Origin of the sequence: Paenarthrobacter sp. NPDC018779, from assembly GCF_044391085.1 — a bacterium.
Lineage (GTDB): Bacteria > Actinomycetota > Actinomycetes > Actinomycetales > Micrococcaceae > Arthrobacter.
Window position 1 is genome coordinate 294,184 of sequence record NZ_JBIRZS010000001.1, and the last position, 12,698, is coordinate 306,881.

Here is a 12,698-nt window from a genome sequence, read left to right on the forward strand (position 1 = left end):
TCCGCAGGAGGGCGCGCCGCCGCGATGGTGGCGCGCCCTCCTGCTGCTGGCTAGGCTCGGGATCGTGGCTGATCCCAATGAAACGCACCAGGCAAAGTACACCGTCCACCGATTTCCCGCCGCAGGCCAGGACAACCCTGGTTACGCCCGCAGCGCGGCATGGGTCCACGCAGTCTCCCACGGCTTCCACCAGCACCGTCGGAACGAGGACTTCGTCGCCAAGACACTCGCCAGCTACGCCCTCGACCAGCGGGAGCTGACGGGCGTTTACGTCGAAGGCGACGTACCCCAACACTCCGTCGGTGCCGACGTTCCGGTAGCCACGTACGGCACCATGCGGAAGCCCCTCAACATCGGCTTCGGACGGCAACTCGAGTCCAACCTCATCACTGCAGTCACCGTCCGCGGCACCCACCGGCGCCAGGGCATCCTGCGCGGCATGATCAGCGCCGACCTTGAAGGGGCCAAGGATGACGGCCTGGCCTTGGCCGCCCTCACCGCCTCCGAGGGCACCATCTATGGACGCTTCGGGTTTGGCGTGGCCACCTTCGAGCGGAGTATCAAGGTGGATACCGGGCCCCGGTTCCGTGTCCGCGGGCAGATGGCGGGAACCGTGGAAGTGGCAGATCCGGCAGTCCTGCTGGACATCGCACCGCAGATTTTCGAGCGCGTCCAGCGCGCCACCCCGGGGTCTGTTGGACGGCAGGAGTATTACCGGCTCCTTGCATCCGGTTCGATCGGCCATGATGGGCAACCGGACCTTGCCGTGCGCAGTGCACTGCACTACGACGGCAAAGGAACCGTGGACGGCTACGTCTCCTACCGCTTCAAAGGCTGGGACGCCAAGCCCTTCACCATGGAGGTTGTCGACCTCGTGGCCGGCAACGATGCCGCCTACCTCGATCTATGGCGCTTCCTTGGCAGCATCGACCTGATAGAGGTGGTCACCTGGAACGAGGCCCCGGTGGACGATCCGCTGGCCTGGGCGCTGGAGGATCCCCGCTGCATCGATTCCTCCGATGTCCGCGACATGCTGTGGCTCAGGATCCTCGACTTGCCGGCGGCTTTGACGGCCCGGCACTATCCCGTCACCAGCAAACTGGTCCTGCAGGTTTCGGATACCCTCGGCTTGGCCGGTGGCACGTGGGAAATCGCGTCCGACTCCGGTTCCGCCGCAGTGCGGGACGTTGCCGGCACGGACCCGGACCTCAGCCTTGACGTTTCAGACCTGGCGTCGATCTACCTCGGTTCCGTGTCGCCTGTGACCCTGGCCGCGGCCGGCCGGATCCAGGTACACACGCCCGGGGCTGCTTTTGCGGCCCAGCAGCTGTTCGCCGTTGAACGGCCGGCGCACTGCCTCACGCATTTCTAGTTCCATCCACAGCGCAACAACTGCATAGCACGCAACAAGAAGAGGGACATCCATGGGGGATTCCAAGCGGCGGCCGCTGGCTGGCCGGCGATCAGTGCTGCTTGGAATGGCGGGCCTCGCGTCCGCTGCCCTGGCCGCATGTTCCACCGACGGCGGGAGCGGCGTGCCATCTGCGGCGCCCGCCCCCGGCGGTGCCGGTCCGGCCACTCCGCCGCCGTCCATTGCCGAACTTTCCAAGGAGGAAGAAGCAGCGGCCCTGGCGGCACGGAACCACAGTCCGCACGCCGGAGGCGTCGACGCCGGCAGCGGGGAAGCGGGCGGCGGGGTGGACGCCGGAAGGGGAGCACCGGCGTCGAACGCCGTGTCTCCGCCGCCCGGCAGGGAGCAAATCCTGGCCGAGTTCAGTGCCTTGCGCCCCAAAGAGTGGGGACTGCACGTGACAGGCGTGGTGGACAATTCACCCGGCCGCCACGTGGCCCTCACGTTCGATGCCTGCGGCGGTCCGGGCGGAGCCGGCTGCGACCAGAAGCTCCTGGCTACCCTCCGCAGTCTCAAGGTGCCGGCCACGTTGTTCGTCAACAGCCGCTGGATTGCCGCGAACCCGTCGCTGGCAGCCGACCTCGCCGCCGAGCCGTTGTTCGAGCTTGCCAACCATGGAACGCGGCACTTGCCGCTGTCCGTCAGCGGACGGGCAGCCTATGGCATCACTGGCACGGCCAGTGTGGCGGACGCCTATGACGAACTGACCGGGAACCAGACCGTCCTGCACTCGCTGACCGGCACATGGCCCCGCTTCTTCCGTCCCGGCACGGCCTATTACGACGACGTCGCGGCGGCCATGACGCGCAGGCTCGGCATGCTGCCGGTCAACTTCACCATCAATGGCGACGGCGGAGCGACCTTCCCGCCGGCAACGGTCGCCGCCGAGGTGGGCAAGGCAAAAGCAGGCGACATCGTGATCTCGCACTTCAACCGGCCGGCTTCCGGTACCGCCGAAGGCTACGCCAGGGTGTTGCCCCGGCTCCTGGACGGCGGAACCACCTTCGCCCAGTTGGGACAGGTCCTCCCGGACTGAAGCCGCATGGCGTCCTTTTGACCCTGCTTTGCAGAATCGACTACAATAAACGGGCGTGTACTACGTGCGCGCATCCATTTTGTAATAATCCACAAATCAGGATGACCCGGCACTTCGCCGTGTTCTGCCGTCCGGACCCGGGCGGCAGCGGTTTGCCTGACCGACATACTATCCACAACGGAGCCCCTACTACATGACCATCACCTCCACCGAGAAGCCCGGTACCCCCGTAGTCGCGATCAACGACATCGGTACCGCTGAGGACTTCCTCGCAGCTGTCGACGCCACCATCAAGTACTTCAACGACGGCGACCTCGTCGAAGGTACTGTCGTCAAGGTTGACCGCGACGAAGTCCTGCTCGACATCGGTTACAAGACCGAAGGTGTCATCCCTTCCCGCGAGCTTTCCATCAAGCACGACGTTGACCCCGGCGAAGTTGTCGCCGTTGGCGATCAGGTCGAAGCCCTGGTTCTCACCAAGGAAGACAAAGAAGGCCGTCTGATCCTCTCCAAGAAGCGTGCTCAGTACGAGCGTGCCTGGGGCGACATCGAGAAGGTCAAGGAAGAAGACGGCGTCGTTACCGGTACCGTCATCGAGGTTGTCAAGGGTGGCCTCATCCTGGACATCGGACTGCGCGGCTTCCTGCCCGCCTCCCTCGTCGAAATGCGTCGCGTTCGCGACCTCGCTCCGTACATCGGTCAGCAGATCGAAGCCAAGATCATCGAGCTGGACAAGAACCGCAACAACGTTGTTCTGTCCCGCCGTGCATGGCTCGAGCAGACCCAGTCCGAGGTTCGCTCCACGTTCCTCAACAAGCTGGAAAAGGGCCAGGTCCGTCCCGGCGTTGTTTCCTCCATCGTCAACTTCGGTGCCTTCGTGGACCTTGGCGGCGTAGACGGCCTCGTCCACGTTTCCGAGCTGTCCTGGAAGCACATCGACCACCCGTCCGAGGTTGTCGAGGTTGGCCAGGAAGTCACCGTCGAGGTCCTCGAAGTGGATCTGGACCGCGAGCGTGTCTCCCTGTCGCTCAAGGCTACGCAGGAAGACCCGTGGCAGACCTTCGCCCGCACCCACGCCCTCGGCCAGGTTGTTCCGGGTAAGGTCACCAAGTTGGTTCCGTTCGGTGCGTTCGTTCGCGTCGAAGACGGCATCGAAGGCCTCGTGCACATCTCCGAGCTGGCTGTCCGCCACGTGGAACTCGCCGAGCAGGTTGTCTCCGTTGGCGACGAACTGTTCGTCAAGGTCATCGACATCGACCTCGAGCGTCGCCGCATCTCCCTCTCCCTCAAGCAGGCCAACGAGGGCGTTGACGCAGACAGCACCGAGTTCGATCCCGCTCTGTACGGCATGGCCGCTGAGTACGACGAAGAGGGCAACTACAAGTACCCCGAGGGCTTCGACCCCGAGTCGAACGAATGGCTCGAGGGCTACGAGGCACAGCGTGCCGCTTGGGAGCAGCAGTACGCTGACGCCCAGGCACGTTGGGAATCCCACAAGAAGCAGGTTGCACAGCACGCTGCCGACGACGCTGCTGCTGCAACGTCCGGCGAAGGCGACTCCGGCGCTACCAGCTACTCCTCGGAGCCGGCTGCTGCTGAGTCCAACGCGGGCACCCTGGCTTCCGACGAGGCCCTCGCCGCTCTGCGCGAGAAGCTCACCGGCAACTAATTCCGCCGCCCTTCGGGGCTGTGCTGAATAGCCAACAAAAGACCCCCACCCTTCCGGTGGGGGTCTTTTGCGTTGCCCGCTGCCTAGGCCTGGCGGGGAACGTCGATCCATTCGGTTCCCCGGGGCTCCAGGGTGGAACTCCCCGCCGTCAGTGCAGCCACCCGCGACTGTGCCTCCTCGATGGCCGTGACTTCGTCGGGAAGGGCCAGCCTCAGTACGGCCTGTTGTGCCTGGTACTGCGTTTCCGCCATCACGAAGCCGCTGCTGCGGAGGTCGTTTTCCAGGCGGCCTGCCTCGGCATGGGGGACGCCGAGGTCACAGAGCCGCAGGCGCTTCCTGTGAACCAATGGCGCCACTTCCAGGGCCGTGGAAACCGATTCGGAATAGGCCCGCACCAGGCCGCCGGCACCCAGCAGGATCCCGCCGAAGTAGCGAACGACGACGGCACTGACGTCGCTGAGGTCAGTCACCCCGGGTGCCGTCTCCCGTTTGATCAACGCCTCAAGCATGGGTATCCCGGCGGTGCCGGACGGCTCTCCGTCGTCGGAGGAGCGCTGGACCATGCGGTCGGGACCGATCACGAAGGCCGAGCAGTGATGGCCGGCATCGTGGAACTCCCGGCGCAACGAGGCAACAAGTTCGCGTGCTGATTCTTCGTCCGCTGAGCGGCGGAGGACGGTGATGAAACGGGACCGGCGGATCTCGAGTTCATGGCGGAAATCGGGTCCCGACGTGAGGGTCGTGTAGCTGGTCGCGCGGCTTTCGTCCTCATTTTCCACCGCTTCAGTCTAGTGTGGAGGGGTGCTGAAGATTGGGCTGACGGGCGGCATAGCCTCGGGAAAATCGTTGGTGGCCGCTCGACTCCAGGAGCTGGGGGCCACCCTCGTTGACGCAGACCTCCTGGCCCGGCAGGTGGTGGAGCCCGGTACTCCCGGGCTGTCTCAAGTGGTGGAGGCTTTCGGAGCGGGTATTCTCGCTGCGGACGGCAGCCTGGACCGTCCGGCGCTGGGTGCCATTGTCTTCCAGGACCCATCCAAGCGGGAAATGCTCAACAGCATCATCCATCCCTTGGTCCGCGCGTCGGCTGCTGCAGCGCTTGCCGCGGCTCCGCCCGGCGGAATCGTGGTCCAGGACATTCCGTTGCTCGTAGAGACAGGGCAGGGGAGTTCCTTCCATCTGGTCATCGTGGTGGATGCCCCTGACGACGTGCGGATCCAGCGCATGGTGGAGCTCCGTGGAATGTCTCCGGACGAGGCCCGCTCCCGTATGGCAGCCCAGGCCAGCCGGGCAGAACGCCTGGCAGCGGCAGACGTCGTCCTGGACAATTCGGGCAGCCGTTCTGCCATTCTTGCCGCCGTCGACTCCCTGTGGACCCACAGGCTGGTGCCCTTCGCAGAGAACCTGCAAGGGAACCACCGCGCTCCACGTGCCTCCGGCCCGGTACTGTCAGAGTCCTTGCCGGAGTGGCCTCTGGAGGCCGCACGCCTCCTGGCCCGAATCAAGGCCGCAGTGCCCGCCGGCATTCTCTCCCTGGATCATGTCGGATCAACGTCCGTCCCCGGCCTGGCTGCGAAGGACATCCTGGACCTCCAGTTGGGCGTTCCGGACCTTGATGTGGCCGACCGGCTTGCGCCGCTGCTGGCTGCCGCGGGCTTCCCGGTGGTTCCACACGTCACCTGGGACACCCCGAAGCCGTCACATCCGGATCCCGCGGGCTGGCTCAAAAGATTCCATGCGAATGCGGACCCCGGAAGGCCGGTCAACCTGCACGTCCGCGTGGCCGGCTCGCCGGGATGGCGGTACGCGCTGATGTTCCGCGACTGGTTGCGGGCCGACGCCGTCGCACGGGAGAACTATGAGTCGCATAAGCGGGACCTGGCTGCGCGGTACGCCAAAGACCAGGACACCGCCGGGTACGCCGACGCCAAAGAGCCGTGGTTCACCGAGGTTGCCTGGCCCCGCATGGAGGCGTGGGCCGCGGACTCAGGGTGGAGGCCGCCGTCGTTAGCCGCCGAATCCGGGCTGCCGGGTTCTCCCTTGGCGGAAGGGTCCCCTTCCGGACAGTAGTTGTCCGTGGGCAGGGGTAGATTGATTCCATGAGCCTTGCCCAGGATATCAACCGTGTCGTTGCGCCCTTTGAAGTCGTTAGCGAATACAAGCCTGCCGGCGACCAGCCCACGGCCATCGCCGAGCTGACCGAGAGAATCAACAACGGCGAGAAGGACGTTGTACTCCTCGGCGCCACCGGTACCGGTAAGAGCGCCACGACTGCCTGGCTCATCGAGCAGGTCCAGCGGCCTACGCTGGTCCTGGTCCAGAACAAGACGCTGGCAGCACAGCTGGCCAACGAGTTCCGGGAACTGCTCCCCAACAACGCGGTGGAGTACTTCGTCTCGTACTACGACTACTACCAGCCCGAAGCCTACGTAGCGCAGACGGACACCTTCATTGAGAAGGACTCCTCCATCAATGAGGAAGTGGAGCGGCTCCGCCACTCGGCCACCAACTCGCTGCTGACCAGGCGCGATGTCATCGTGGTGGCTACCGTGTCATGCATTTATGGCCTGGGTACCCCCGAAGAGTACATCGCCGGAATGGTGACCCTCCGCAAGGGTGCCGAACTCAACCGCGATCATCTGCTCCGGAAGTTCGTCTCCATGCAGTACACCCGCAATGACATGGACTTCCACAGGGGTACCTTCCGGGTTCGCGGGGACACCGTCGAGATCATCCCCATGTATGAGGAACTCGCCATCCGGATCGAGTTCTTCGGCGACGAGATCGAGAACATCCAGACCCTCCATCCGCTCACGGGCGAAGTCATCCGGGACGAGGAAGAGATGTACGTCTTCCCGGCGTCACACTATGTCGCCGGACCCGAGCGGATGGCCCGCGCCATCAAACGGATCGAAGATGAACTGGCGGACCGGCTCAAGGTCCTGGAAAGCCAGAACAAGCTGGTGGAAGCCCAGCGCCTCCGGATGCGCACCACCTACGACCTCGAGATGATGCAGCAGATGGGCTTCTGCAACGGCATCGAGAACTACTCCGCCCACATTGACGGCCGCGCCGCCGGGACGGCTCCGCACTGCCTCCTCGACTATTTCCCGGACGACTTCCTCCTGGTGGTGGACGAATCCCACGTCACCATTCCCCAGATCGGCGCCATGTACGAAGGTGACATGTCCCGGAAGCGCAACCTCGTGGACTTCGGCTTCCGCCTGCCCTCGGCCATGGACAACCGCCCACTGAAGTGGGACGAGTTCCTGGAGCGCATCGGGCAGACCGTTTACCTCTCGGCCACGCCCGGCAAGTACGAGCTCGGCAAGGCAGATGGCTACGTCCAGCAGATCATCCGGCCCACCGGACTCATCGACCCGGAAGTGGTGGTCAAGCCCACCAAGGGCCAGATCGACGATCTCCTCGAAGAGATCCGGACCCGGACCGCCAAGGACGAACGTGTCCTGGTGACCACCCTGACCAAACGCATGGCCGAGGACCTCACCGACTATTTGGTGGGCCACGGCGTCAAGGTGGAGTACTTGCACTCGGACGTCGATACCCTCCGCCGGGTGGAGCTGCTCCGGGAGCTCCGGATGGGCGTCTTCGATGTCCTGGTGGGCATCAACCTCCTCCGTGAAGGCCTCGACCTGCCTGAAGTCTCGCTGGTCAGCATCCTGGACGCGGACAAGGAAGGCTTCCTGCGGTCCTCTACGTCCCTGATCCAGACCATCGGCCGTGCGGCCCGTAACGTCTCCGGCCAGGTCCACATGTACGCGGACAAGATCACCGATTCCATGGCGCACGCCATCGATGAAACCAACCGGCGCCGCGCCATCCAGGTGAAGTACAACCAGGAGAACGGCATTGATCCCCAGCCACTGCGCAAGAGGATTGCCGACATCACGGACCAGCTCGCCAAGGAAGACGCCGATACCCAGGAACTGCTCAACAACAACCGCTTGGCCAAGGGAGCGAAGCGCAGCAAAACTACGGCCAAGGGTGCAGCCTCCGTCCGGCAGGATGGCCTCGCGGCCGCACCGGCGGAAGACCTGGTTGGCCTCATCGAGCAACTGACGGAGCAAATGCACGGCGCCGCCGCCGAGCTGCAGTTCGAGGTGGCTGCAAGGATCCGTGACGAAGTCAAGGAGTTGAAGCGCGAATTACGCCAGATGCAATCCGCAGGGCACGCCTGAGGTAAAGTTAGCTCCACGTAGGGGAGTATCCCAAGCGCTACGTCCGTCAACACGCAAGGCACAGATGCCTCGCCGGGCCTAGCGGGCCGCCACACCATGCCTTCGAGCGCATCGGGCTGGCCGGAGAGACTTACATCGCTTTCCCGTACCCTGCGAAAGGCCTTCTTTAATGGAGCTCCCTATCTGGTTCGAAGTCGGCTCGTTTGTCGTCCTCGGAATCATCTTGCTGATCGACCTTCTCCTGGTGGTCAAGCGTCCCCATGAACCCTCAATGAAGGAAGCCGGCCTCTGGGTCGCCTTCTACGTGGCCTTGGCGTTGGTTTTTGCCGGCGCGATGTTCTACTTCACGGGTGCTGAATACGGCAGCCAGTTCGTCGCAGGTTGGGTCACTGAGTACAGCCTCAGCATCGACAACCTCTTCGTGTTCATCATCATCATGGCCCGCTTCTCGGTGCCCAGGAAGTATCAGCAGGAAGTGCTGATGGTGGGCATCATCATCGCGCTTGTCCTGCGCGGTATCTTCATTGCCCTGGGCGCTGTGGTGATCGAGCAGTTCAGCTGGATCTTCTACATCTTCGGTGCGTTCCTCCTGTGGACAGCATGGAAGCAGGCCACAGATTCCGGTGAACACGAAGAAGACGTTGAAAACCCCCTGATTGCCCGTATCCGCAAGGTGCTGCCCATGTCGGAGAAGTTCGACGGCGGCAAGATCCGCACCACGGTCAACGGCAAGAAGGTGTTCACCCCCATGCTGATCGTGTTCATCACCATCGGCATGACAGACCTCCTGTTCGCGGTGGACTCCATCCCGGCGATCTTCGGCCTGACGCAAAGCGCCTTCATCGTGTTCACGGCCAACATCTTCGCCCTGATGGGCCTCCGCCAGCTGTACTTCCTGCTCGGTGGCCTCATGACCCGTTTGGTGTACCTCAAGCACGCCCTGTCGGTCATCCTTGCGTTCATCGGCGTCAAGCTGGTCCTGCACGCCATGCACGTCAACGAACTGCCCTTCATCAATGGCGGCCACCACATCGAGTGGGCGCCTGAGATTCCCACCTTCGTCTCGCTGGGCGTCATCATCGGCACCATTGTGATCGCCGTCGTCGCCAGCTTGCTGAGCCCCGCCGCAAAGAAGGCGCAGATCGATGCCCGCCTGGAAGAAGACGCCAAGAAGAGCATGAGCGAGGCGGAGTAACCGCACAGCAATCGTTGTAGTCTCGTGAGGTGACTACCACTTCATCTACGGCGCTGGACCCCCAAAGGGTCCAGCGCCGTACTGTTTTCCTGCTCAGCTCCTCGCAGCTGCTCAGCGGCATCGGAAACGGCGCCACCCTGTCCATCGGCTCCTTGCTGGCTGTGGATCTTTCGGGTTCCGAGGCGTGGGCCGGGTCGATCACCACCGTGCTCACCCTTGCCGCGGCTTTGACCGCCCTGCCATTGGCCCGGCTCGCCGAAGCCCGCGGACGCAGGGTGGGACTCGTTACCGGGTTGGTTGCGGCCTTGGCGGGGGCCTTGCTCATGATGGCTTCCGTGGTGGCAGGATCGTTCCTTTTGCTGCTCCTGGGTGGCGCCTTCCTCGGGCTGGGCACCGCCGCGAACCTTCAGGCGCGGTTTGCCGCCGTCGACCTCGCCGAAGCGGAGCACCGCGGCAGGTCGCTGTCCACCGTCGTCTGGGCCATCACCATTGGGGCAGTTGCCGGCCCCAACCTCATCCAGCCCGGTGCGGTGGTGGGTCATGCGCTTGGCTTGCCGCCTATCGCCGGGCCCTTTGTCTTCTCGGCCGTGGGACTGTTCCTGGCTGCGGCCCTCTTGTTCCTCGGGCTGCGGCCTGATCCCTTGCTGCTGGCCCGACGCCTCGCGTCGGAGGCTGCAGGAACAGCGAAGGCGCCCGTGCGGGGCAGCGTCCGTTCGGGGCTTGCCGCCATCCGCTCCTCGCCGCGGGCGCTCCTTGCGCTGGCGGCTGTGGTGGCCGCGCACGGAGTCATGGTGGCGGTCATGTCCATGACGCCCCTCCACCTCCAACAACTGGTAGGCGGTGCCCACGCTGAACATCACACCACGGACAGCACCGACGCATTGGTAGTGATAGGCGTGACCATTTCATTGCATATCGCGGGCATGTTCGCGCTCTCGCCGCTCTGGGGTTGGCTGACGGACAAAGCGGGCCGGCTTCCCACCATCGCCATGGGGCACGGCCTGATCCTGCTTGCTGTCCTGGTAGCGGGACTCGGCCATGCCCAGCCGTTCTTGGTGACGGTGGGTTTGATCCTTCTGGGCCTGGGGTGGTCCGCGGCGACCATTGCCGGATCAACCCTGCTTGCAGAAAGCGTGGCAGAGGGCCAGCGCGTCACGGTCCAAGGTGTGTCCGACACCCTGATGGGCGCTGCGGGCGCCGTTGGTGGCGCCACGTCCGGACTGGTCCTTGCGTGGCTTGGCTATCAAGGCCTCAACGTGGCCGGGAGCATCCTGGCCGCAGCGGTGCTTGCCCTGGTACTCACCACCGCGGCCAGATACAAGGTACGGACAGCGGCCTAGCGGGCACCGCGGACCAGTCCGAAGAGCCTGCGGAAGATGCCTTCGCCGTCTTCCCCGATGCCGTCATGGTGGAAGTCGCCGGTGACCCATGGCTGGAGGCCGCGTACTGCTGCCACTGTCTCCATGGAGAGTTCGTGGTCCACGTAGATGTCGTCCTTGTAGACGGCGGCCGCAACAGGGACTGTGTTGGTGGCCAAACGATGCGGATCGTACAGCGGGGCCCAGTCCTCCTTGGCGGCCAACAGTTCGGCGACGTCACGGTAGGGGACCAATGCCGGGTCCTGGTCGAAGTACCAGGGATAGACCATCTCGCCCGTCAGCAGTGGTTCGGCTGCCGTGGGCTCGAACTCCGGGTACTCTTCCAGGACCCGCCAAGCTGCCCATTTGGTGGCCTCGCCCTGGCCGTAGATGGACTCGTGGAGCACGGCATACAGGGGATTGGCAGCCCGGCTGACCAGTGAGCGTACCTGCTCCAGGAATGCCTCGGACAACCGCGGCCCCGCTGCCGTCTCCACGAAGGCATCCTCCAGGAGGTAATGGAGGGAGTCGACCCGGGTGTTGCCGCCCAGGAACGAGCCAACCATTTGGAAACGTTCCGGCGTCAGCCGTTCACCGCTGGCGAGGTACTCGGGTGTCTCCTCCAGGTGGCGGGCAATGCGCGTGACCACCTCACGGTCCTCCGGGTACCAGGAGAAGTACTCTGCGTTGCGGGCGGCCACTCGCCGGAAGGTGGCCCGGTAAACCCGGTCAGCGGGACCCTGGATGGGTGCCAGGCCGCCGGTGATCATGACCTCGCGGAGACCTTTCGGGGCAAAGGACAGGTAGGTCAACGCACAGAAGCCACCGAAGCTCTGCCCCAGCACGCTCCAGGGGGCCGAGCCAAGGGTCCGGCGGATGAACTCGGAATCGGCAACAATCGAATCCGCGCGGAAGTGTGCCAGATAGTCTGCCTGCTCTTGTGCATTTCCACGCGATGCCAGGGTGTGCTGCTCCACGGGGGTGGACAGGCCCGTTCCGCGCTGGTCCAGCATGAGGATCCGGAAGTCCTTGGCTGCAGCTTTCATCCAGCCCGCCAGGGACGTGACCCGGTTGCCGCGACCGCCCGGACCTCCCTGCAGGAAGAGAAGCCACGGGAGCCGCGCGGCTTCTTCTTCGCTGTATTCCGTGGACGAGTACTCGCGGGCAAAGACCGTGATGGTCTCCCCGGTGGCTTCGCTGGGGACGTGTCCTTCCTTGGTTCCCCACGCTTCCACGAGTCCATGGTTGAGGGGAACAGTGAAGAAATGCTCCGCGGTCCGCAGCCCCCGGAACTCGTGGCGTGCGCGGATCCAGTGCTGTTCAGCCACGTGCCAGTGCCTTCCCGTCGTTTGCGCCCGAGGTCCCGAATGCCGCCAGGGCATCACCGGTCAAGCGGAAGGTGGACCATTCCTCCATGGGGAAGGCTCCAAGATTCTTGTAGAACCTGATGGACGGCTCGTTCCAGTCCAGGACACTCCACTCCACCCGTGCGTAACCACGTTCGACGGCGGTCGCGGCCAGATGCTGCAGGAGCGCCTTGCCGTGGCCCTCGCCCCGGGCTTCAGGGATGACGTAGAGGTCTTCGAGGTAAATGCCGTGGACGCCCTCCCACGTGGAATAGTTCAAGAACCAAAGCGCGAATCCCCGGACCTCGCCGGCGGCATTTTCGGCCATGGTGGCATAGACCCTCGGGTTCTCCCCGAACAACACATCCTCCAGCATCTCCGGGGTGTTCCTGACGGCATCCGGTTCCTTTTCGTAGATGGCAAGATCGTGGATCATGCGCAGGATCGCGGGAACGTCGTCAGCAGTTGCGGGGCGGATTACACTCAT

At 64.2% G+C, this 12,698-nt stretch carries 10 protein-coding genes; 7 read left to right on the forward strand and 3 right to left on the reverse strand.

Annotation, left to right across the window (positions count from 1 at the left end):
• The first annotated feature begins 64 nt into the window (after positions 1-64).
• The 3 genes from ACH488_RS01390 (at position 65) to rpsA (ending at position 4,116) form a co-directional block, all read left to right on the forward strand.
• Positions 65-1,372: a GNAT family N-acetyltransferase gene (locus tag ACH488_RS01390; RefSeq protein ID WP_397321757.1), complete on the forward strand. Its 1,308-nt coding sequence runs from the start codon at positions 65-67 to the stop codon at positions 1,370-1,372.
• A gap of 52 nt (positions 1,373-1,424) precedes the next feature.
• On the forward strand, positions 1,425-2,447 hold the full coding sequence (locus ACH488_RS01395) for a polysaccharide deacetylase family protein (protein WP_397321758.1): 1,023 nt from the start codon (positions 1,425-1,427) through the stop codon (positions 2,445-2,447).
• A gap of 193 nt (positions 2,448-2,640) precedes the next feature.
• Complete coding sequence (gene rpsA / locus ACH488_RS01400; RefSeq protein WP_397321759.1) at positions 2,641-4,116, forward strand: 30S ribosomal protein S1; 1,476 nt, start codon at positions 2,641-2,643, stop codon at positions 4,114-4,116.
• Between the two features lie 83 nt (positions 4,117-4,199).
• Here rpsA and ACH488_RS01405 read toward each other — a convergent pair whose 3' ends face one another.
• Positions 4,200-4,895, reverse strand: a complete 696-nt coding sequence (locus ACH488_RS01405; RefSeq protein ID WP_397321760.1) for an IMPACT family protein — start codon at positions 4,893-4,895, stop codon at positions 4,200-4,202.
• A gap of 22 nt (positions 4,896-4,917) precedes the next feature.
• Here ACH488_RS01405 and coaE point away from each other — a divergent pair, with 22 nt between their 5' ends.
• The 4 genes from coaE to ACH488_RS01425 all read left to right on the forward strand — a co-directional run bounded on the left by coaE (position 4,918) and on the right by ACH488_RS01425 (position 10,847).
• Positions 4,918-6,183: a dephospho-CoA kinase gene (coaE, locus tag ACH488_RS01410; RefSeq protein WP_397321761.1), complete on the forward strand. Its 1,266-nt coding sequence runs from the start codon at positions 4,918-4,920 to the stop codon at positions 6,181-6,183.
• 29 nt (positions 6,184-6,212) lie between these two features.
• Positions 6,213-8,312 carry an excinuclease ABC subunit UvrB gene (gene uvrB / locus ACH488_RS01415; protein WP_397321762.1) on the forward strand — a complete coding sequence of 700 codons (2,100 nt, stop codon included), beginning with the start codon at positions 6,213-6,215 and terminating at the stop codon, positions 8,310-8,312.
• 169 nt (positions 8,313-8,481) lie between these two features.
• The gene (locus tag ACH488_RS01420) at positions 8,482-9,507 is read left to right on the forward strand and encodes a TerC family protein (RefSeq protein WP_397321763.1); all 1,026 of its coding nucleotides are present in this window, start codon (positions 8,482-8,484) and stop codon (positions 9,505-9,507) included.
• Between the two features lie 29 nt (positions 9,508-9,536).
• Positions 9,537-10,847, forward strand: coding sequence for an MFS transporter (locus tag ACH488_RS01425; protein WP_397321764.1), 1,311 nt, complete (start codon positions 9,537-9,539; stop codon positions 10,845-10,847).
• Here ACH488_RS01425 and ACH488_RS01430 read toward each other — a convergent pair.
• Together ACH488_RS01430 and ACH488_RS01435 are read right to left on the reverse strand one after the other, a co-directional pair.
• Positions 10,844-12,193: an alpha/beta fold hydrolase gene (locus ACH488_RS01430; RefSeq protein WP_397321765.1), complete on the reverse strand. Its 1,350-nt coding sequence runs from the start codon at positions 12,191-12,193 to the stop codon at positions 10,844-10,846. The two genes, ACH488_RS01425 and ACH488_RS01430, sit on opposite strands and share 4 nt — an antisense overlap.
• Positions 12,186-12,698 carry a GNAT family N-acetyltransferase gene (locus tag ACH488_RS01435; protein ID WP_397321766.1) on the reverse strand — a complete coding sequence of 171 codons (513 nt, stop codon included), beginning with the start codon at positions 12,696-12,698 and terminating at the stop codon, positions 12,186-12,188. Before ACH488_RS01435 ends, ACH488_RS01430 begins: the two co-directional genes overlap by 8 nt.

What these genes read in the sequence shown, in the direction of transcription:
- ACH488_RS01395 (WP_397321758.1), top strand. Translation starts at nt 1,425, where the DNA reads ATGGGGGATTCCAAGCGGCGGCCGCTGGCTGGCCGGCGATCAGTGCTG.
- rpsA (WP_397321759.1), top strand. Translation starts at nt 2,641, where the DNA reads ATGACCATCACCTCCACCGAGAAGCCCGGTACCCCCGTAGTCGCGATC.
- ACH488_RS01420 (WP_397321763.1), top strand. Translation starts at nt 8,482, where the DNA reads ATGGAGCTCCCTATCTGGTTCGAAGTCGGCTCGTTTGTCGTCCTCGGA.
- ACH488_RS01435 (WP_397321766.1), bottom strand. Translation starts at nt 12,698, where the DNA reads ATGAGTGTAATCCGCCCCGCAACTGCTGACGACGTTCCCGCGATCCTG.
- uvrB (WP_397321762.1), top strand. Translation starts at nt 6,213, where the DNA reads ATGAGCCTTGCCCAGGATATCAACCGTGTCGTTGCGCCCTTTGAAGTC.